The 21764-nt window shown below is 70.7% G+C and carries 15 protein-coding genes and 1 pseudogene; 11 read left to right on the top strand and 5 right to left on the bottom strand.

What is annotated here, in order from left to right; genetic code table 11:
- The first annotated feature begins 243 nt into the window (after positions 1–243).
- From IEZ15_RS15995 to IEZ15_RS15960, 8 genes and pseudogenes are all read left to right on the top strand, one after another.
- Positions 244–1194, top strand: coding sequence for an ABC transporter ATP-binding protein (locus IEZ15_RS15995; RefSeq protein ID WP_189277452.1), 951 nt, complete (start codon positions 244–246; stop codon positions 1192–1194).
- Positions 1194–1916 carry an ABC transporter permease gene (locus IEZ15_RS15990; protein ID WP_189277451.1) on the top strand — a complete coding sequence of 241 codons (723 nt, stop codon included), beginning with the start codon at positions 1194–1196 and terminating at the stop codon, positions 1914–1916. Before IEZ15_RS15995 ends, IEZ15_RS15990 begins: the two co-directional genes overlap by 1 nt.
- A 29-nt stretch (positions 1917–1945) precedes the next feature.
- Positions 1946–3128: pseudogene (locus tag IEZ15_RS15985) on the top strand (sensor histidine kinase).
- A 5-nt stretch (positions 3129–3133) separates the two neighbouring features.
- On the top strand, positions 3134–3766 hold the full coding sequence (locus IEZ15_RS15980) for a response regulator transcription factor (protein ID WP_189277759.1): 633 nt from the start codon (positions 3134–3136) through the stop codon (positions 3764–3766).
- A gap of 131 nt (positions 3767–3897) precedes the next feature.
- Positions 3898–4317, top strand: coding sequence for a CU044_2847 family protein (locus IEZ15_RS15975; protein WP_189277448.1), 420 nt, complete (start codon positions 3898–3900; stop codon positions 4315–4317).
- A gap of 3 nt (positions 4318–4320) precedes the next feature.
- Positions 4321–6465 carry a VMAP-C domain-containing protein gene (locus IEZ15_RS15970; RefSeq protein ID WP_189277446.1) on the top strand — a complete coding sequence of 715 codons (2145 nt, stop codon included), beginning with the start codon at positions 4321–4323 and terminating at the stop codon, positions 6463–6465.
- A complete protein-coding gene (locus tag IEZ15_RS15965) occupies positions 6462–7412 on the top strand; it encodes an AAA family ATPase (protein WP_189277444.1) in 951 nt (316 codons plus the stop codon). Before IEZ15_RS15970 ends, IEZ15_RS15965 begins: the two co-directional genes overlap by 4 nt.
- A 2-nt stretch (positions 7413–7414) precedes the next feature.
- Complete coding sequence (locus tag IEZ15_RS15960; RefSeq protein ID WP_189277442.1) at positions 7415–10759, top strand: SAV_2336 N-terminal domain-related protein; 3345 nt, start codon at positions 7415–7417, stop codon at positions 10757–10759.
- A 15-nt stretch (positions 10760–10774) separates the two neighbouring features.
- Here the strand turns inward: IEZ15_RS15960 and IEZ15_RS15955 are convergent, their stop codons facing one another.
- The 5 genes from IEZ15_RS15955 to IEZ15_RS15935 form a co-directional block, all read right to left on the bottom strand.
- Positions 10775–12196, bottom strand: a complete 1422-nt coding sequence (locus IEZ15_RS15955) for a DHA2 family efflux MFS transporter permease subunit (RefSeq protein WP_373302571.1) — start codon at positions 12194–12196, stop codon at positions 10775–10777.
- 98 nt (positions 12197–12294) lie between these two features.
- Positions 12295–13491: a lipid-transfer protein gene (locus IEZ15_RS15950; protein ID WP_114244273.1), complete on the bottom strand. Its 1197-nt coding sequence runs from the start codon at positions 13489–13491 to the stop codon at positions 12295–12297.
- Positions 13492–13503: 12 nt separating this feature from the next.
- On the bottom strand, positions 13504–15684 hold the full coding sequence (locus IEZ15_RS15945) for an acyl-CoA dehydrogenase family protein (RefSeq protein ID WP_189277438.1): 2181 nt from the start codon (positions 15682–15684) through the stop codon (positions 13504–13506).
- Between the two features lie 508 nt (positions 15685–16192).
- Complete coding sequence (gene pepE, locus IEZ15_RS15940; RefSeq protein ID WP_189277436.1) at positions 16193–16921, bottom strand: dipeptidase PepE; 729 nt, start codon at positions 16919–16921, stop codon at positions 16193–16195.
- Positions 16922–17000: 79 nt separating this feature from the next.
- On the bottom strand, positions 17001–17828 hold the full coding sequence (locus tag IEZ15_RS15935; RefSeq protein ID WP_189277434.1) for an IclR family transcriptional regulator: 828 nt from the start codon (positions 17826–17828) through the stop codon (positions 17001–17003).
- A 149-nt stretch (positions 17829–17977) separates the two neighbouring features.
- On the opposite strand from IEZ15_RS15935, the gene IEZ15_RS15930 reads away from it, so the two are divergent.
- From IEZ15_RS15930 to IEZ15_RS15920, 3 genes are read left to right on the top strand one after another with little or no spacing between them, the layout of a single operon-like run.
- Positions 17978–18931, top strand: coding sequence for a DUF1177 domain-containing protein (locus IEZ15_RS15930; protein WP_189277432.1), 954 nt, complete (start codon positions 17978–17980; stop codon positions 18929–18931).
- Positions 18931–20307 (top strand): cytosine permease, encoded by a 1377-nt coding sequence (locus tag IEZ15_RS15925; RefSeq protein WP_189277430.1) that lies wholly within the window; start codon positions 18931–18933, stop codon positions 20305–20307. The genes IEZ15_RS15930 and IEZ15_RS15925 overlap by 1 nt, the downstream gene beginning before the upstream one ends.
- A complete protein-coding gene (locus IEZ15_RS15920; protein ID WP_189277428.1) occupies positions 20304–21632 on the top strand; it encodes a M20/M25/M40 family metallo-hydrolase in 1329 nt (442 codons plus the stop codon). The genes IEZ15_RS15925 and IEZ15_RS15920 overlap by 4 nt, the downstream gene beginning before the upstream one ends.
- Positions 21633–21764 lie beyond the last annotated feature (132 nt).

Genomic DNA, 21764 nt, shown 5'->3' with positions numbered 1-21764 from the left:
CGGCGCGGCCGTCCGCACCGTCGGCCGCACCGAGGTCGTGCGGGACCGGCCTCACGCCCGTTCTAGAACGCGTTCTAGCCGATGACCCCCATGTATAACGCAGCGCCCAGCAGTTGTGAAGACCGTTGCTGACGTGGTGTCAGATATGACTCCTCCGGGGGCCGGCACCATGACATATGTCATCGCGAAGTCCGTACACACACCTCTGCCGGGGCCTCGGGCACCTTCCGTAGCGTCGTGGTCATGAAGCAGACGACGGGGAACTCGGCCGCGGTGGTCCTCACCGCGGTGGTCAAGACCTTCGGCCGGACGGGGCGGAGCATACGGGCCGTGGACGGGATCGATCTGTCCATCGGCCGCGGCGAGACGGTCGCCCTGCTCGGCCGCAACGGGGCGGGCAAGTCCACCACCATCGGCCTTCTGCTGGGTCTGGACGGGCCGGACTCCGGCAGTGTGCGGGTGCTGGGCCGGACCGCCGAGCAGGCGGTACGGGCCGGTCTGGTCGGCGCCATGCTCCAGGACGGCCGGCCCATCCAGCGGGTGACCGTCCGCGAACTGATCACCTTCGTCGCCTCGACCTACCCGCAGCCGATGCCGGTGGCCGAGGCGCTCTCGCTGGCGGGCGTCACCGCGTACGCGAACCGACGCATCGACAAGCTCTCCGGCGGCCAGACCCAGCGCGTCCGCTTCGCCGTCGCGCTGGCCGGCAACCCCGAGCTGATCGTCCTGGACGAGCCGACCGCCGCCCTGGACGTGGAGGCACGCCGGACGTTCTGGGACTCGATGCGGGCCTACGCCCGGCGCGGCAACACCGTCCTCTTCTCCACCCACCATCTGGAGGAGGCCGACGAGAACGCCGACCGGATCGTCGTCATCGACCGGGGCCGGATCGTCGCGGACGGCACCGGCGACACGATCAGGGGCGCGGCCGGCAGCAGTCTCGTCTCCTTCGACCTGGCGGGCCGGCCGACCGAGGGCCTGGAGCTGCTGCCCGGCGTCGTCACCGTCGAGGTGTCCGGGGACCGGGCGCTGCTGCACACCGACGATTCGGACGCCACCGTCATCGAGCTGGCCCGCCTCGGCGCGATCCGTGACCTCCGCGTCTCCCGGGCCACGCTGGAGGACGCGTTCCTCGCCCTCACCGCACCGGCCGCCGCAGCACCCGCAACAGATTCCGAGAGGGAGACCGTGTGATGTTCCGCTACATCGTGCTCGAGGTGCGCAGGACCCTGCGTGACGGCTTCTTCCTGATCTTCGGGACCGGGATGCCGGTGATGATGTATCTGCTCTTCACCAACATCGGCGGGGGCGAGGGCGTCGACGGCTGGAAGACGGCCTCGATGGTCGGCATGGCCGCGTACGGTGCGCTGGGCTCCGCCATGTCGATCGGTACGGGGGTCGCCTCCGACAAGACGCTCGGCTGGCTTCAACAGCTGCGGGTCACTCCGCTCGCCCCTTCGCAGGCGGTCGTGGGCCGGGCGATCAGCGGTTCGGTGACCGTCCTGCCGACGATCCTGACGGTGCTGTCGGCCGGCGGACTGCTCAACGGGGTGCGGCTGGACGCCTGGCAGTGGATCGCACTGGCACTGCTGCTGTGGATCGGCGCGCTGCCGTTCACCCTGCTCGGCCTCGGCAACGGCTACCGGCTCACCCCGCAGGGCACCGGGGTCGTCAACGTGGCCTGTCTGATGGGCTTCGCGATCGTCGGCGGGCTGTGGTTCCCGCTGGACCTGCTTCCCGAATGGCTGCGTTCCATCGGCAGGTTCACCCCCGCCAACCGGTTCGCCGATCTGGGCTGGGCCACCACCGACGGACATGCGCCCGGCGCCGGCACGATCGCCGTGCTCTGCGCGTGGCTCCTGCTGTTCGGTGTGTACGCCGTGATCTCGTACCGTCGCTCCGCGAGGACCGTGTGACACACGACGACCGTGTGACAGGAGTGGACATGGCCAGGAACCGAACGGGTACGCGGACGTGCACGTGGCGGGAACGGCGAAGATGGCGCGACGACCGGCGCCCCGGCCCGCCCGGACCGTACACCCTGCTGCCCTGGCTGCTGATGGGCATGGGCTCCTTCTCCAATCTCTTCCAGGGCGAGACCCCCAACCCCTGGCTCGGCGGTCTCGGGCTGTTCACCTTCAACTCCCTCTACATCTCCGTGGTGTTCCGCGGCTTCGACAAGAGAAAGCGCGAGAGCCCGGTGTCGTACTGGCTGCTCGCAACGATGGCCACCGTCACGTTCGGGCTCGCGATCGGCTACGGCGGGAGCTGGCTGCTGTTCTTCCCGCTGCTCTCGCTGGCCTGCGGCACCATCCTGCGCCAGCGGCAGCTGGCCGCCGGCCTGCTCTCCCTGGCCGTGGTCGCCGGCCTCATCGCCATGTGGCGCGGAAACGGCGGCTCGGAGCCGTGGACGATCCCTCGCGGAGACCGTGATGGAACTGCGCGCCGCCCGGCAGGAACTGGCCCGCACCGCCGTGGAGAAGGAGCGGCTGCGGTTCTCCCGCGATCTGCACGATCTGCTGGGCCACACGCTCTCCGTGATCGTGGTCAAGTCGGAGGCCGCGCGCCGGCTCGCGCCGCGCGACATGGATGCGGCGCTCGTCCAGGTCGCGGACATCGAGTCCGTCGGCCGCCAGGCCCTCACCGAGATCCGTGAGGCCGTCACCGGCTACCGCGAGGGGAGCCTCGCCACCGAACTGGACCGGGCCCGGTCCGCGCTGACCGCCGCCGGGATCGAACCGGTGCTCCGCCGCTCGGGACCGCCGCTCGCACCGCAGGCGGAGGCGCTGCTCGGCTGGGTGGTGCGGGAGGCCGTCACCAATGTCGTACGCCACTCCAACGCCACCACCTGCTCGTTCGTCGTCGACAGCACATCCGAACGGGTCCGGCTCACGGTCACGGACGACGGCTGCGGACCGGACCCGGACGCACCGGCAACACCCGGTATCGGCGGCACCGGACTGACCGGCCTCACCGAGCGCCTCGCAGCGGCGGGCGGCTCGCTCCGGGCGTGCCCGGGACCGGAGCGCGGCTTCGTGCTCACCGCGGAACTGCCGGTGGACGGGACGGATCCGGCGGACGAGGATGCGGCCGCCTGTGCCGCCCGGAGCCATACGCTGGGCCTGTGAACGAGATGCCGCAGGATCACCGTCCGACCAAGTCCGTACGCGTTCTGCTCGCCGAGGACCAGGGCATGATGCGGGGTGCGCTCGCCCTGCTGCTCGGCCTGGAACCTGACATCGAGGTCGTGGCGCAGGTGGGCGCCGGGGACGAGATCGTGGCTGCCGCGCTGCTGTCCCGCCCGGATGTGGCGCTCCTGGACATCGAACTCCCGGGCCGCAGCGGTCTGGACGCCGCCGCCGATCTGCGCGAGGAGGTGCCGGACTGCCGGGTGCTGATCCTCACCACGTTCGGCCGTCCCGGCTATCTGCGCCGGGCGATGGAGGCCGGGGCCGCGGGGTTCCTGGTCAAGGACGGCCCGGTCGAGGAGCTCGCCGCCGCGATCCGCCGGGTGCTGAGCGGTGAGACGGTCATCGATCCGGCGCTGGCCGCCGCCGCGCTCAGCGCCGGACCGAGCCCGCTGACCGCGCGGGAGCGGGACGCGCTGAACGCCTCGGTGGACGGGGCGACGGTCGCCGACATCGCGGCGAAACTGCATCTGTCCGAGTCGACGGTGCGGAACTATCTGTCGTCCGCGATCGGGAAGACGGTGACCCGTAACCGGATGGAGGCGGTGCGGGCGGCTCGGCAGCAGGGGTGGCTCTGAGCGCGGATCCCTCACCGGCCGACGCTGCGCGCGTACCGGCCGGGACGATACTTTCGGCGCAATGCATCGATCACGTAACCGAGTTGAGCATGCTCGCGTTTCGACAGTGCCGATCCGGTGACAATGTGATCGTGTCCACAACACCTGACATCGAACTCGATGACGGTACGCCCGTCCGCTTCCTGCTCACGTCACCGGCCGGGGCGAGCGGGGGTGCGGCGACACTCCCTGCGCAGGGCGACGGGGACCTTCCTGAAGGCATGGGGAAGGCCATACCGGTAGCCACCGGGGGGCGGTCCGTCGCCAACTTCGCGGCAGGGGCCCTTCGCGGCGCGCTCAAGCCCGTCGGTCCGCTGCTGCAGGAAGTCCACGATGCCGTCGTGGCCGCACCCGAGCCGCCCACGGAGCTGAGCGTGACGTTCGGCATCCAGGTCGGACAGGACCTCAAGTTCGGGATCGTGGGCGGCAGCGGACAGGCCCACCTCACCGTCACCGCCAGCTGGCGTCCGGCTCCGTCCCGGGGGGCCGGCACGACTCCGGCCTCAGAGTGACGCATGGGGTGGTTCGGCGTCACAGGCAGTGCGCACCACGACGATCCGTCCCGCCTCGTCGTGACGGTGCGGCGGGCCGCTGACGGCGGTACGGCGGGCGCAGGTTTCGTCCTGGGCATCGATACCGTTCTGACCTGCGCCCACGTCGTCAACGACGCTCTCGGCCGGCCCATGCTCGAAGCCAGGCCGCCGCAGCTGGAAGAGATCCTGGTCGAGGTGCGCGGCACCTCGACCGAGCAGTACTTCGCGCGCCTGCTCCACTGGGTCGCCCCGCGCGCCAGGGATGGCAGCACGGTGCGCGAGGGTGACAGCGAGTGGCTCGGCGACCTGGCCGTGTTGCGCATCGACGGGCCGGCCGGAGGCCTGCCCGCCGCCCCCGACCGGGCTGCCATGTCGACCGACCAGGAAGTGAGCGCCTGGCACGGCGGCGGCCGTGCCGCCACCCTGGCACGGCTCACCGTCGCCTCGCTCCATGGCTCGCACGGCTACCTGGACGGCGAGGCCACGGGCATGGCGGTCGGCCCCGGATACAGCGGCGGCCCGCTGTGGTGCCGCCACGAACGGGCCGTGGTCGGTCTTGTGGTGGCGCACTTCATGCCGCCTCAGGACGCGGCCACCGGACTGCCTCTTCCGCACAGTTCACAGCACCTCATCAGGCGCAGCTGGGCGATTCCCTGGCAGCACGTCAGAAGCGAACTGGCCGCCGTGGGCGTGCACGACGTCCTGCCTCCGCAGTCTCCCGACCCCGAGGATCCCGCGCTGCTCCTGCTGATGGAGGCTGTCGGAGACATCCTGTTCTCACCGAGTCAGCGTACGGACTGCGCCAAACGACTGGCCCGGGCCTGCGGTGTCGGGTGCGGGAGTGACGTAACCCCGCCCACACCCGAGGAATTCGCCATGTTCCTTCTCACCCATCCCCGGGCCCTGGCCGCCTTCTCGGGCATCCTGCGGCGTGACAGCCCGGATGCGGCGGACCGCGTTCTGGCTGCGGGTTCCCTCTGCATCACCCCCAAGATGCTGTCCCCGCAGGAGTACGCCGGGCTGCGCAAGCACCTGCGGACCACAGACCGTGCTGTGCTCGCGAGGTTTCCCGAGGCTGCCCGCGCCGCCCTGCCCCACGTGGCGGCCTTCCCTGGCGGGGAGTCCCTGGACGCGCTCCTCAACCGGCTGGAGGCACTGCCCGGAGACGGCCATTCCGCGAACGGTGAGCGCAGAGTCCCGGCACTGCTGCGGGTCCTGGAGTATGTCGGCGCGCTCTGCCCGGGGCCAAAGCGGGCGGAACTGCGCTTGTGGGCCGACGGAGTCGCCCAGCGCCTCGGCATCGCGCGGGCGGCTCTGGGCGAGCGCCGGTCGGACGCCCAGGCCTGGGGACGCTCGGTGCGCGGCCGTTCCGCGCGGATGCGTGTCCTGGTCCAGGTGACGCGCGCCGAACGGGGCCGCCACCGGCTGCGGATCTGGTGCGACGAGGGCGCAGGCCCCCGACAGGTCTCCACGGACAGCCTCGCAGCCTATTCGGCAACGGACGGGGCACGCGAAGTGCTGCGCGTTCTGGAGTCCCTGACGCCTCCGGCCGACGACGAGCGGCCGCCCCTGGTCGAAGTACTCGTCGACCGGGCCAGCCTCAACCTCCCTGTCGACGAGTGGGCTGCGCACGACCCCGACGAGATCGTGCCCGGAGTACTCGGTGTGGAGTTTCCCCTGGTCGTGCACTGCCCCGAACTCCTGCGCCGGCACGGGCGGTTCATGTCGCACTGGCGCAGCAGATGGAATCGGCTGGACTCGGGGAAGACCTTCGTCGTCTCGGAGTCCATGGACCCGGATGCCATCTATTCCAAGCTGGTCAACCAACTCGACACGGTGCGCGTCTCCGTGGACGTACCGCCCGGGCCACGGGACGGCATCGTTCAGACATGTCTCGCTCTGGGCATTCCTGTAGTGGTGTGGGACCGCGGCCGGGACGGTGCTTCGCACCTTGTTCAGCACATGGCGGACGTCGCCACCCGGGAGTTGCCCGACGGAGTGCGCACCTACCGTGCGAACGCCAAGGCAAGTCCTCCCGAGTTCCCCGGACGCCCGGTCCTCGCCTGGGCCGACGCCGATCGCACCGTACCCCGACTCCATCTGACCGAACCACAGGAGAGCGCATGACATCCGCTCCCGGGCCCGACTGGCGCCTCTTCCGCGGAGACGGGGAGCCCCGGCCCGTGACCCTCCCTCCGGCCCCGCCCTGGCGGTGTTTCACGCCGGGGCGGTCGAGGCAGCCCGACATGCCTTACGTGATCGAGGCGCAGCACGCGAATATCGTGAACGCGGCGCTGCATCTGCGTCGTCCGCTCCTGGTGACCGGGCCGGCCGGCACCGGTAAGTCCTCGCTCGCCCATGCCGTCGCCCATGAGCTCCGCCTGGGCGAACTGCTGCGCTGGCCCGTCAACAGCCGGTCCACCGTGAAGGACGCCCTCTACCAGTACGACGCGATCGGCCGGCTGCGCGAGACGACGCTGAGCCGGGACCGCGGCGAACGCGAGCCGTCCATCGGCACGTTCGTGCGGCTCGGCCCGCTCGGGACCGCGCTGGTGCCGTCGGCCACGCCACGAGCGTTGCTCATCGACGAGATGGACAAGGGCGACGTCGATCTGCCCAACGATCTGCTGACGGTCTTCGAGGAAGGTGTCTACGACATTCCGGAGCTGACCCGGCTCCCGGAGGACATGGCCGATGTGGAGGTGCAGACCCTCGACCATCGGGGGACCGTCCTCGTGCATCAAGGGGTCGTCCAGTGCGCCGAGTTCCCGGTCGTCGTCATCACCAGCAATGGTGAGCGTGACTTTCCACCCGCGTTCCTGCGCCGCTGTGTACGGCTCGACCTGCCCGTGCCCGACGAGGAGAGACTGCGTGCCATTGTCGCCGCGCACCTCGGAGGCGAGGCGCTCCGGACGGCCGAAGATCTCATCGAGGCCTTTCTTCGCCGCCGCGCCCCGGGAGAACTCGCCACGGATCAGTTGCTCAACGCCGTGTTCCTGCGTACCGGCGGAGTCGACCTGGACGCGGAGGGTCTGCTGGATGCCGTACTCCACCAGCTCACCGGGGCGATGTGACCATGCCCGGCGGTGGGGTCCGCCTGGCCGAGGCACTGCGGGTCCTGTCGGCCTGCGGCCACGATCTGGACGCGGATCAGCTTCTTGACGTGCTGTGGCTGGCGCGCAGCCTGCCCGCGGGACCCGGCGCACCGCTCCACCGGGAGCGGCCCGAGACCGGTCAGCCCAGTGCCGGCCCCGGTCCCGAGCCGGACCGGGTCTCCCTCCGCCGGCCCGTGCCGGAACCCGACGACCGGGACCTGCCCGACCTGACGGCGCCGTCCTTGTACGCGGCGGCGCGTCAGCCCCCTGCACCGCAGTCGCCCCTCCCGCGCCACGGTCGCGATTCCCGCAAGGCCATGCCTCTGCGTGTCCCGGAGGAGAAGGCACTCTCCGACGAGCTGGGGCTCGGACGTGCCCTGCGGCCGTTGCGCCGCCGTCGGGACAGCCGCCACCACATGGAGATCGACGAGGAGCTCACGGCCGCCGAGTTCGCGCAGACCGGTCTGCTCGACGTCGTGCAACGGCCGGTGCGGGAACGCTGGCTGAGCCTGGTTCTGCTCGTCGACGACGGCCTGTCCATGCTGTTGTGGCACCGGCTCGGAGCCGAGTTGCGCACGCTGCTCGAACGCTTGGGTGCCTTCTCCACCATCCGCGTTCTCGGGCTCGACGCGGGAGAGGTACGGCCACGCCTGCACGCGCGGCCCTTCCGGTCCGATGGCCCCGACCTGCCGTTGAGCACGGTCAACGACCCGTTGGGCCGCACCCTGCTGCTGGTGGTGAGCGACGGGATGGGCGCGGCCTGGCGGTCCGGTTCGATGCACGACATGCTCGCGGAGCGGGCAGCCCGGGGTCCTGTCGCGGTGCTGCACACGTTGCCTTCCGAGATGTGGGAGGCTTCGGGGATCTCCGCCGAGGTCTGGCAGGCCACCACCCGGCGGATCGGCGGTGCCAATTCCTCGTGGCGGATCGTCGACCCGGTGCTGCCGCCGGGGATCGCCCGCTTCGAAGGCGTGCCGGTGCCGGTTCTGGCTCCGAATCCCTCGTCACTGCGCGACTGGGCACGCCTGCTCGCCTCGCCCGGCACGACCATCGAGCTGCCCCTGCTGGTCCGCCCGAGCCAGTACGGGGCCACTGCCCCGTCGCGAGATCCGGGCAGCGCCCAGCACTTCCGGGACGCTGCCACTCCGGAGGCGTACCGTCTCGCAGCCCATCTCGCTGCGGTCTCACCGCTGTCGGTACCGGTGATGCGGCTGGTGCAGACCGCGGTGCCCTGGCGGGCCAGTACGTCCCACCTCGCAGAAGTCTTCCTCGGAGGTCTCATCCGGCCCCACCCTGCGCCGGTGCCGGGACCGCTGCCGGCCAAGCACCGGGTCTTCGATTTCTCCGACGAGTCCAAGGCCGCACTCCTTGATGCAATTCCTCCCGCTGAGCTCCTGCATACGAGCCGTCGGATCGGCCGCCGCCTCGACGAACTGGCCGGCCATTCACCTGACTTCCCGGCATGGCTGTCCCATCCTGACGGCTCGGCCCGGCTACCCGGCTCTCATCAGCCCTTCACCAGCGTGGAACGCCGGCTGCTCACACGGTTCGGTGTGTCGTTCGGCGATACCTCGCCCGGTCTCGGCCCGGATCCGGAGCGAGCCGTCCTCGATGCCGACAGCTGGGGTCCGCTCGTGGCCGAGGACCCCCGTCAGCTCGGCGGTTACGTGCTGCGCGGCCGACGCCGTGGACGCCGCACCGTGGTGTACCAGGGCATCGACGAGCAGGGCACCGAGGCGGTGCTGCGCATCCCGCGCCCCGATCTGCCGGCGGTCAACACCCGGCTGATCGAAGTGGAAGCAGAAGCCCTGGCCCGGCTCCAAGGACAGTACGCACCCATGCTGCTCGCCACCGGGACGAGGGACTCCTCACCGTGGCTGGCGATGACCACCATCGCAGATGCTGCCGCGCCCCACACGCAGCCCCCGCGGCTCGACGAGATCTTCGCCCGGGCACTCCTGGACGGCGTGGCCCCCTTCGACACCCTCCGCGGGCTCATCGTCGCCTTCTACCTCGCGAACGCGCTGGCGCTCTGCCACGTCAACGGGCTGGTACTGGCGGATTTCAACGCCGACAGTGTCTTCGTGCTGCGCCGCACGGTGGTCCTGGCCAACCTCTCCGACTGCGTCGTGGATGAGGAGTTCCTGGGCCCGGGCGCGGTGCCGACCCGCGAGGACAACGTGCGCTCCCTCGGCGAGCTCCTCCAGATCATCAGCAGCAAGGCCGGCTGGGACATGCCGAGCATGCCGGAGGGGATGCATCTGTGGCAGGGCGACACCTGGGAGCAGTTGCGCCGGCTCGTGCTTCGCTGCCTCGATCCGGATCCGGCGCGGCGCCCCGCCGCGAGCGAGGTCGCCGAGGTCCTGGGCAAGTACGTCGCCCGGACACGTTCCCAACGCGAGGGTGCTCAGGTGTTGCCCCCGTCCGCCCCCGCCCGCCGCTCGGCGCCCGCCCCGCTCGACCTGCCTCCGAGCGCCGGTCCCTCCAGGTCCGTCGGGCCCGGATTGCGCATCGCTCGTTTCGGGGCCGCCCGCCGAAGGGCGGAGGCACATCTGGCACATCTGCGAGTCCCGATGTCGCACGGCAGACGGCTGACGCTGGCGGGCCCCTACCACTACAGCGGACGGGCCACCACGACGATGGTGCTCGGCAACCTGCTGGCCGCGGTGCGGGGCGAACCCGTCCTGGCTCTCGACGGTGCCGCGTCCGTGGGGGCCCTGGACGCGTTCCTCACCCACCGCAACCGGGCCGTGATGCGCGACGTGGCGGCGCTGCCGCCGGCCCCTTCATACGCCGAGATCCGCGCACGCACCACACGCCTGGCTTCGGGCCTGGAGGTGGTCGCGCACCACCGGGGTCACTTCAGTCCGAACCCCACGCACGCACAGGACTACGCGCGCGTGCTGACGCAGACGGCGCCCTACTACTCCTTCGTGCTGAGCGACTGGGCCCCCTTGCACCTCAATCAGTCGGCGGACGTGCTCCTCGACCACACCGATCGACTGATCATCTGCTGCAGCACCATCGACGTGTCCCTGGAGGCGGCGGTACGTACTCTCGCGTCCATGCGGAGGGCAGGACGCGAACACCTGGCAGACCGGGCGATCGTGGTGACGACCGAGGTCGACGGCCTCACGGGGCGGCGATTGCCCTCCGGCCTGGCTCGTCGCCTGCGCATCCGCCCCGAACACGTGGTGCACGTCCCCTTCGACGCCGTGCTCCAGTCTCCCGACTGGAACCTCGGCCGCCTGCGGCCCGCTACCACGGAGGCCTTCCTGAGCCTTGCGGAGCTTGTGCTGCCGCCTGCGCCGGAGCAGTCGTCCTGACCGGCCCCCTGCGCCTCAGCGCTGAACCGACCGGTGGCGCGGCAGCCACAGTGCCATCAGCAGCAGTCCGCCCAGCAGTACCGTGCCGGCCGTCCGGAACGCCAGCGCGTACCCGGCCGTGAGCTCCTCGGGCCCGGTGCCGCCCGCGGTGCGTGCGGCGGCGACGGTGGAGAGCACGGCGAGACCGAGCGCACCGCCCATCGTGCGGGAGGTGTTGACGAGGCCGGAGACCAGACCGGCCTCGCCGTGGGCAGCCCCCGTGATGGCGAGGGAGGCGAGCGGGGTGGATGCCAGGCCCGCACCGGCCATCATCAGGACGCCGGGCAGACAGACCGAGGTGAGGTACGAGCCGTCGGCACCCATCGTGGACTGCCAGCCGAAACCCGCGGCGGCGACGGTCGTACCGATGAGCGCCAGGTTCTTCGCGCCGACCCTGGCCATGACGCGGGGCGCGCACTTCGAGCCGATGACGACGGCCAACGACGTGGGCATCAGGGCGAGTCCGGCCTGCAACGGGGTGTAACCCAGCACCGTCTGGGCGTACACGGTCATGAAGTACCACATCGAGAACGTCGCGGAACCGATCACGAACATCGCCGCGTTCGCCGAGGTCACCGCCCGCGCCCCGAGCACCCTGAGCGGCATCAGCGGCTCCGCGGTCCTGGCCTCCACCACCACGAAGGCGATCAGCAGGGCCACCCCACCGAGCAGCGGCGCCAGGGTCGCCGCCGCGGTCCAGCCCGACTCCTCGGTCTGCACGATGCCGTACGCGACAAGGGCGAGCCCCGCAGTGACGAGGACCGCGCCCAGGAAGTCGATCCGCCGCCGGTCGCCCGCCCGGCCCTCGGCGAGCCAGACCGCCGCGCCGGCCAGGACGAGCACGCCGACCGGCACATTGATCAGCAGGACCCAGCGCCAGGACAGCAGATCGGTGAGCACCCCGCCGATCAGCCCGCCGGCCGCTCCGCCGCCCGCGCCGACGGCCATCCAGGTGCCGATCGCCTTCGTCCTGGCCGGGCCCTCGGGAACGGTGGTGGTGAGCAGGGTGAGGGTGGCGGGGGCGAGCACGGCGGCACCGAGCCCCTGCGCGGCGCGGGCGGCCAGCAACTGCCAGCCCTCCTGGGCGAGCCCGCCGGCCAGGGAGGCCGCGGTGAACAGGCCGAGGCCTATGAGGAACATCCGCTTGCGGCCGTAGATGTCGGCGGCGCGCCCGCCGAGCAGCATGAATCCGGCGAACGCGATCGAGTAGGCGTTGAGCACCCATTGCAGTCCGGCGGCGGTCATTGCGAGGTCGGAACGCATGGACGGCAGGGCGACATTGACGACGGATACATCGAGCACGACGAGGAACTGTCCGACACAGGCGGCGAGCACCGCCGCCCAGGTGCGGGTCCTGTGTCGTTGTTGCGGGGGTGCGGGCGTCGTGACGTCAACCATGACCGTCATACTCGCAGCCGCCCTGCGCCCCGTACATCGGTATTCGGGCCGACCCGGGCCCGGTCCGGCGACGTAGCACGATGCCCGCCGATCTCCCGCTAACGCCGTAGCAACGTCACCACCGCCGCTCCACCGAGGCCGATGTTGTGGGCCAGGCCGACCCGGGCGTCCTTCACCTGCCTGCCCTGCGCCTCTCCCCGCAGCTGCCAGGTGAGTTCGGCGGCCTGGGCGATTCCGGTGGCGCCGAGCGGGTGCCCCTTGGAGATCAGCCCGCCGGACGGGTTGACCACCCACCGGCCGCCGTACGTGGTGGCCCCGGACTCGACGAGTTTCCCGGACTCGCCCTCGCCGCACAGCCCGAGCGCCTCGTAGGTGAGGAGTTCGTTGATGGAGAAGCAGTCGTGCAGCTCGATGACGTCGAGGTCGGCGGCCGAGAGCCCGGAGGCCTCGTACACCTGCTGGGCGGCGGCCCGCGACATCGGCTGTCCGACGGCGTCGATGCAGGTCCCGGAGGCGAAGGAGTCACCGGTGTCGGTGGTCATCGCCTGGGCGACGATCTCGACCGCCCGGTCGCCCAGGCCGTGGCTCTCGACGAAGCGTTCCGATACGACGACGGCGGCGGCCGACCCGTCGGAGGTGGGTGAGCACTGGAGTTTGGTCAGCGGGCGGTGGACGGTCTTCGCGGCGAGGATCTCCTGGACCGTGTACGGGTCCTGGAACTGGGCGTACGGGTTGTTCACCGAGTGCCGGTGGTTCTTGGCGCCGACCGCGGCGAGTTGTGCCTCGGTCGTCCCGTACCGCTCCATGTGCTCGCGGGCCGCGTTGCCGAATATCTGGGCGGTGGGCGGGCTCATCTCGAAGCCGTGGGCGGCAGCCATGATCCCGTAGTGCCGGGCGACGGGTGATGTCTTGAAGTCGGCGGCACCGCCGTCGGCGCCTTTGCCGCCGAGCGCACCGCGCGCCATCTTCTCGAAGCCGAGCGCGAGGACGCAGTCGCTGCCGCCGCCCTCGACGAACTGCCGGGCCATCATCAGCGCGGTGGAGCCGGTGGCACAGTTGTTGTTGACGTTGTAGACGGGCACTCCGGTCAGCCCGAGTTCGTACACGGCGCGCTGACCGGCGGTCGATGCCTGGAAGCAGTAGCCGACGGCGACCTGTTGTACCTGCTCGTACGCGAGGGAGGCATCGGTGAGCGCCGCCGTGCCGGCCTCCTTCGCCATGTCCCAGTACTGCCAGTCGCGTGTCTCGGGCTTCTCGAACTTCGTCATTCCGACACCGACGATGTACGCCTTCATGAGCAAGTCCCTTCAATCGCGCGGGAGGCCGAGGATGCGCTCGGCGACGACATTGAGCTGAACCTGGGTGGTGCCGCCCGCGATGGTCAGACAGCGGGACATCAGGAAGCCGTGCACGGCCCGCTCCGCCGCCCCTTCGCCGGCTGCGCCGGCCGGGCCGAGGAGTTCGAGGGCCAGTTCGGCGACCTTCTGCTGGTGGGTGGTCTGGACGAGTTTGCGGACGGAGGCTCCCGCGCCGGGTTCGAGACCGGACACCTGCTGCAGGGTGGTCCTCAGTCCGATGCAGGCGAGTGCGTGGGCCTCGGCGGCGAGTGCTCCGATACGGGCCCGGTATGTGCCGTCGAGTTCGCCGGAGCGGGCGATCAGCGCCTCGAGGCCGGTGTCGAAGGTCATCTGGTCGGCCATGTGGACGCGTTCGTTGCCGAGGGTGTTGCGGGCGACCCGCCAGCCGTCGTCGATCTCGCCGACGAGGGCGTCGGCGGGGAGCAGAACGTTGTCGAAGTACACCTCGTTGAAGAGGGAGTCGCCGGTGATCTCCTTCAGCGGGCGGATGTCGATGCCCTCGGTGTTCTTCATGTCGACGAGGAAGTAGCCGATCCCCTGGTGCTTGGGCGCGTCCGGGTCGGTCCTGGCCAGCAGAATTCCGTGGTCGGCCCATTGGGCTGCGCTCGTCCACACCTTCTGCCCGTTGATCCGCCAGCCCTCGGCCGTCCGCTCGGCCCTGGTCCGGAGCGACGCGAGGTCGGAGCCCGCACCGGGTTCGGAGAACAGCTGGCACCAGAGGAGTTCGCCGCGCAGGGTGGGCAGCAGGTAGCGGCCCTGCTGCTGCGCCGTCCCGTGGGCGATGAGCGAGGGGACGACCCAGGTGGCGATCCCGAGGTCGCTCAGCTTCACCCCCTGTTCCTTCAACTCCTGCTGTATGGCGAGTTGTTGGACGGGGCCGGCGCCCAGCCCGTAGGGGGCGGGGAGGTGCGGGGCCGCGTACCCGGTCGGTGCGAGGGTGCGGCGGGCGGCCTTCGGATCGAGGCCTCGGGCGGCGGCGACGGCCTCGCGCGCCCCGGCCCGGTGGACTGCGGCCTCGGCGGGGAGTTCGAGGGTGAGTTCGCGACGTGCCCCGCCCTCGGCCAGCCGTACGGCCCGCAGCCGGTGGGCGTCGCCGGCCCCGAGCAGCTGCCTGGCCACCAGTGCCCGGCGCAGATACAGATGGGCGTCGTGCTCCCAGGTGAAGCCGATGCCGCCGAGGATCTGGATGCAGTCCTTGGCGCAGCCGTACGCGGCGTCGAGGGCGTCCGACGCGGCGAGGGCGGTGACCATGGACCGTACGTCCGGGTCGTCCTCCTCGTCGGCGGCGCGGGCCGCGTCCCACACCAGCGCGCGAGCCCGCTCGAGCCGTACGAGCATGTCGGCACAGAGGTGCTTGATGCCCTGGAACTGTCCGATGGGGCGGCCGAACTGTTCGCGGACCTTGGCGTATTCGACCGCGGTGTCCAGCGCCCGGGCCGCGATTCCACACGCTTCGGCGGAGAAGAGGACAGCGGCGAGGTCCCGTACGCGTGCGGTGTCGGCCCGCACGACGCGTTCCGCGGGGACGAGTACGCCCTCGGCGCGCATCCCGGCCGTGGGGCGGGTCGGGTCGGCGCTGCGGTGCGGGCGGACGGTCAGCCCTTCCGTGGCGGCGTCGACGGCGAACCAGAGGGTGCCGGCGGCCGATTCGGCGGGGAGCAGGAGCAGATCGGCATCGGCGCCGGAGAGGACGGGCGGGGCCGCCCCGTCGAGCAGATGCCCGTCCTCGTGCTCCACGGCGGTGAGGGTGCCGGGGCCGAGGGCGACGGCGCCGATGCGCGTGCCGTCCGCGAGGTCACGCACCAGCGCGCCCGCCCCCGACGCGTGCAGCACGGCGGAGGCGAGGGCGCTCGCGAGGTACGGGCCGGGGAGCGCGGCCCGGCCCGCCTCCTCCAGGACCACGGCCAGATCGAGGAGCCGGCCGCCCCCGCCCCCGTACTCCTCGGGCAGATGGACAGAGAGGAGACCCTGTTCCACGAGCCCGTCCCAGTACCCGGGGCGCACGCCGGGTGTACCGGGAGCGTCCGCGTCGAGGAGCTTGCGTATCTCCTGAGGCGGTACGGAGCGCGCCAGCCAGCCCCGTGCGGCCTGCGCCAACTCCCTCTGTTCTTCGGTGATTCCGATGCCCATGCGGATCCTCGCCGGTCGCAGCCACTGGAACGGCGCAAGAGTAGAACACGTTCCAATCTGACGGAAGGTCAGTGGAGGGATCCGGTGGCGCCGGATCGCCGCATGCCTCAGGGCCGGGTGTGCGGCCGTGCCCCGTTCGTACCGCGTTCACCGGAATACCTCGGACATGCGGAAGGTTTCACCCTGCACACACCTGGCGGCCCGTGCTGCCCGCGATCGGGGTGGGCGGCGGACTCGCGCTGCCCGCCGCCGCGCTGGTCGCCGGCGGCTTCCGCGGCCGGGTGCTGGACACGGACGGTACGCCGGTGGCCCGCGCCGATGTCACGCTGATCGACCACCGGGGCCGCCAGGCCGGTCCACCCGGACGAGGACGGCCACTACATGCCGGCCGCCCCGTCCGGCGGCGACTTCGTTCCGGCCGGATCGGCCACCGGATACGCGCCGCGCGCCTGCCCGGCGGTCCACCCGGGCAACGGGCTGCCGGTCGATGCCGATCTGGTGCCGGCGGTCAGCGCACGGGAGCGTCGAACCGCGGTGTCGTCGTGAGCAGATGAGAGACGTCCGACCCCGCCAAAAGCTCCTGCGGCTGTGCGCCGCGGATGAACAGCCGGGCGGGGCGGGCGCCCTGCACCCGGGCCTGGCGCCCGTTGACCCGCAGCCATGACCCCTCGCGCAGGCCGAGCACCGGCACGTCGTTCTCCTCGAGGAACTCTGTGAGCCGCTCCTCTCGGGTCTCGCCCTTGTGGGTGCTCTCCGGGTCCGGGTCCAGATAGTGCGGGTTGATCTGGAACGGGACGAGACCGAGGGTCTCGAAGGACGGCGGCTGCACGATGGGCATGTCGTTGGTGGTACGGAGGGTGGGCGCCGCCATGTTCGTACCAGCGCTGGCCCCCATGTACGGCAGCCCGCCCCGCACCGCTTCGATCACGGCGTCCCGAAGACCGGTCCGGTACAGCGCGCTCAGCAGCCGGAAGGAGTTGCCGCCGCCTATGAACACGGCGTCGGACGCGGCGAGTTCGGCGACCGGGTCGGCGTTCTCGTGGACCCCTCGGACGCTGATGCCGAAGGGCGCGAGGGCGTCGCGGACGCGTGCGGTGTACGCGGTGTAGTCGGCGAGCGCGTACGGAACGAAGGCCAGTCGGGCGCCGGAGGGCAGGAACGCGGTGACGGTGTCCAGGGCGTGTTCCAGATAACCGCAGCCGTACTGGGTGGAGTTGGAGAGCAGCAGCAGATTCACGAGGTTCCTCTTGGGTTCTCTTCGCGCGAAGATTTCTCTTCGGGCGAGGGATCTCTTCCGGTGAAGGGTTCTCTTCGGATCAGGTGGTGCGCGTGCGACGGGCACGGGGTTTCGGGCGCTGCGGAGGCTGGGTGAGCCGCCTCTCCAGCAGCTGGGCCGCGTGGCGCAGGGCATCGAGCCGGTCCTCGGGCGCCCCGCGGAAGAGCTCCTCGGCACCGCCGAGGCTGAGGCTCCCGTACGGTTCGCGCCCGAGGAAGACCGGCACGGCGACGGTCGCGATACCGGTGTCGTACTCACCGACCGTCCAGGCGTATCCCTGGGCGCGAACCTTGAGGAACTCCTCCTCCAGCCGGTCCGGGTCGGTGACCGTCCGGTCGGTGAAGCGGGCCATCGGGCGGCCCCGGAAGAGCCGGTGGCGCTGCTCATCGGGCAGATACGCGTAGTACGACTTACTGGTCGCCCCGGCGTGCGCCGGGTAGAGCTCGCCGACCAGCGGGTAGTAGCGCAGCGGCCCGGCCTCCCCCTCCTCCGCTGCGACGCACCGCATGTGGAAGCTGTCCGGCAGACAGAACAGGACCGTGTCGCCGGTGACCCGGCGCAGCTCCTCCAGGACCGGCCCGGCCAGTAGCTCCAGCGATCCGGAACGCTCCCAGAGCCTGCCCAGACGCAGCACGGCGGGGCCGATGCGATACCGACGGGTGACCGGGTCCGAGACCAGGAAGCCACGCCCGGCGAGGGTGGCGAGAAGTCGCTGGGCCACCGAGGTGTCCCACCCGAACTCCTCGGCGACCTCGGTGACACCCCAGTCGGGCCGGGTCCGCTCGAAGGCGAGCAGCACGAGGAGCGCCCGGTCGACGGTTTGCAGCGCCCCGGCGGGCGTGCGCCGGTCCAGATCGAAGTCCGCCATCGTCATCTCACCATTCAGACCTGAATTGCAAATAACGGGAAACAGTTGCGTTCAACGCTATCCGATCCCGAATGTTGCCTCAGCACCCCGCCCCGCGCTTCCCCCGTCGAGCGCCGGCCCGGGTGCCCGGATGAGCGAGAAAGGCCCCCATGTTGAAGTACGTGCTGGACATCGTCGATCTGCTGGACGATCCCCAGGTCAATGGCAAGACGGTCGCCGGGTACCTCGACTCCGTGAGCGGGGCCGAGGGATCGCAGGCGCAGGTCACCACGGTCGCCGGCGAGCAGGGCTCGACGGACTTCGTGATGGTCCGCATCCCGGGCGCGCAAGGGCGTACGTCCGGGGGCAGCGCCCGCACGCTGGGCGTGGTCGGGCGGCTCGGCGGCATCGGCGCCCGGCCCGAGGTGACCGGCATGGTCTCCGACGCCGACGGTGCGGTCTCCGCGATCGCCACCGCCGCCAAGCTGCTCGACATGCGCCGCCGCGGCGATGTGCTGCCCGGCGATGTGATCGTCGCCACCCACATCTGCCCGAACGCGCCGACGGAGCCGCACGACCCGGTGCCGTTCATGGGCTCGCCCGTGGACATCGCCACCATGAACCGCCACGAGGTGACCGGTGAGATGGAGGCCGTGCTCTCCATCGACACCACCAAGGGCAACCGGATCATCAACCACAAGGGCCTCGCCCTGTCGCCCACCGTCAAGGAGGGCTGGGTGCTCCGGGTCGGCGAGCAGCTCGGCGAGCTGCTGGCCGTGGTGACCGGTGAGCCGTTGGTCACGTACCCGGTGACCACGCAGGACATCACCCCGTACGGTAATGGTGCACACCACATCAATTCGATCCTGCAGCCCTCCACCGCGACGGCCGCCCCGGTCGTCGGCCTGGCCATCACCTCGGCCGCCGCGGTGCCCGGCTGCGGTACGGGCGCGAGCCACGAGAGCGACATCGCGTCCGCCGCCCGCTACGCCGTGGAGGTCGCCAAGGCCTACGGCAGCGGCCATCTGGACTTCCACGACGCGGTGGAGTTCGACAACCTCGTCAACCGCTACGGGTCGCTGACGCACCTGCAGACCTTCGGCCGTACACCCCAGGAGTCCTGATGGCAGCCGCCGCCCCGCAGGCCGAGGCCAAGAGCATCGGCAGCGACGACTACTCCCTCTCGCGCGTCCCGCGCGACAAGAGGTTCGGATTCTGGTCCATGCTGCTGCAGTGGCTGGCCCAGTCCGGCTCGATCTCGCAGTTCACGCTCGGCGCCACCATCGGTGTCGGGATGACTTTCGGGAACGCTTTCCTCGCCTTCACGCTCGGCGCGGTGATCCTGGAGATCGTGATCTTCGCGATCGGCCTGGCCGGTATGCGCGAGGGCCTGGCGACCCCGATGCTGACCCGCTGGGTCGGCTTCGGCCGCAATGGCTCGGCGCTGGTCAGCTTTGTCATCGCGGTCAGCCTGGTCGGCTGGTTCGGCGTCCAGAACACGATCTTCGGCAACAGTGTCTCGGCGCTGGTCGGCGGCCCGTCCTGGATGTGGTGCGTACTGGCGGGCGTCGCCATCACCGCACTGGTGATCTTCGGCTTCAAGTACATGGCCGTCTTCGCCAAGATCGTCACGCCGCTCTTCTTCGCGATGGTCGCCTGGTCGATCGTCTCGACGCTGAAGGACCACTCCATCAGCGAGCTGATCCACTCGCCGGCCCCCGGCCAGACGATTCCGCTCGCCGTCGCCGCGACCGCCATCGCGGGCGGCTTCATGACCGGCGCGATCGTGGCCCCGGAGATGACCCGCTACAACCGCAAGGGCTCGCACGTCTTCATCCAGAGCGCCTCGTCGATGATCCTCTCCGAGTACATCGTCGGCATGACCGGTGTGCTGCTCGGCCACCTGGTGAAAAGCAACGAGGTGTCGCACATCGTGCTCTCCACCTCCGGTGCCTTCGGTGTCATCGTGGTCCTGATGTCCACCGCCAAGATCAACGACTGGAACCTGTACGGCTCCTCGCTCGGCGTCGTCAACTTCTTCCAGGTCGTCTTCGGCAAGCGGCTGCACCGCGGCGCGGTCACGATCGTCCTCGGCATCGCGGGCACCATCCTGTCCGCGGTCGGGATCATGACCCACTTCACCGAGTTCCTCTCCGTCCTCGGCGTCGCGATCCCGCCGATCGGCGGCATCATCGTGGCCGAGTACTGGGTCGTGAAGCGGATGCGCAAGCCGCTGGACGACACCCGGGAGTCCGAGACCCTGCCGAAGTCCTCGCCGACCTGGGTACCGATGTCCATCGCCATCTGGATCGCGGCGTTCTGCGTCGGCAAGTTCTACGAGGGCGGCATACCGGCCCTGAACTCGCTGGCCACCGCCTTCATCCTGTACAGCGTCCTCGGCCTGCTGGGCTGGGTGAAGCCGTACGGCACCTCCACCCTGGACGACGAGGACGCCGCCGCCCCCGCCGCCCGCGCCACAACCCCTGTGGGAGCAGCATGAGCACCCCCGGCCCCACCACCGCTCTCGTCCCGGCCTCCGACGAGGCCCAGGACGAGGTCATCGATCTCTGCGCCGAACTGATCAGGTTCGACACCTCCAACCCCACCAGCAACGAGCGCGCGAGCGCCGACTGGGTGGTGGGCCGTCTCGCCGAGGCGGGCATCGACTCCGAACTGGTCGAGTCCGCCCCGGGCCGCGCCAATGTCATCGCCCGTATCGCGGGCGTCGACCCCACGCGCGGAGCCCTCCTGGTCCACGGCCATCTCGACGTCGTACCCGCTGACGCCTCCGAGTGGCAGGTCCCGCCGTTCTCCGGCGAGATCCGCGACGGCTACCTCTGGGGCCGCGGCGCGATCGACATGAAGGACACGGTGGCCGTCATGCTGGCCACCGCCCGCCACTTCACCCGTACCGGCACCAAGCCGTCGCGCGACCTGGTCCTCGCCTTCCTCGCCGACGAGGAGGCGGGCGGGAAGTTCGGCGCCCACTGGCTGGTCGAGCACCGGCCGGAGCTTTTCGCCGGGGTCACCGAGGCGATCGGTGAAGGCGGCGGCTTCTCCTTCGCCATCGACGACACCCGTCGCCTCTACCCGATCGAGAACGCCCAGCGCGGCATGGCCTGGATGGAGCTCACCGCCACCGGCCGGGCCGGCCACGGCTCGTCCCCCAACGACGAGAACGCCGTCACCGATCTCGCCGAGACGCTGACCCGCATCGGCCGCGAGACCTTCCCGATCCGCCTGATCGAACCGGTCCGCGCCCTGCTCGAAGAGGCCGCCCGCCTCTACGGTGTCGAGTTCGACGAGAACGACATCGAGGGCAGCCTCGCCCGGCTGGGCCCGGTCTCCGACTTCATGCAGGTGGTGCTCCGCAACTCCGCGAACCCCACCATGTTCAGCGCGGGCTACCAGACCAACGTCATCCCGGGAAAGGCGACCGCCCGGGTGGACGGCCGCTTCCTCCCCGGCCACGAGCAGGAGCTGATCGACACCGTCGACAAGCTCCTCCTCCCCTCGGTCACCCGCGAGTGGGTCAACCACGACATCGCGCTGGAGACGACGTTCGACGGCCCGCTGGTCGACGCCATGTGCGAAGCCGTACGCGCCGAGGACCCGGACGGCCACCCTGTCCCGTACTGCAACCCCGGCGGCACCGACGCCAAGGCCTTCACGCACCTCGGCATCCGCTGCTTCGGCTTCAAGGGCCTCAAGCTCCCGCACGACCTGGACTACGGCCGTCTCTTCCACGGCGTCGACGAACGCGTCCCGCTGGAGGGCCTGCGCTTCGGCGTCCGCGTCATGACCCGGCTCTGGCAGAGCTGCTGACCTCCATATCGCAGCCCTGCCGGGGGCGCCCCGACCCGGGCTCACCCCTCGTACGCCCCCGCCGATGCCTTCGGCGGGGGCGTACGGCACGATGGGGCGCCGTCGAACGCGTACCCGTCAGAACCGTCCCCA

It is taken from the genome of Streptomyces atratus (assembly GCF_014648655.1).
In the GTDB taxonomy this organism is placed as follows: domain Bacteria; phylum Actinomycetota; class Actinomycetes; order Streptomycetales; family Streptomycetaceae; genus Streptomyces; species Streptomyces atratus.
Note: the sequence above shows the minus strand (reverse complement) of the source record. Positions and strands in the feature narration are given on the sequence as shown.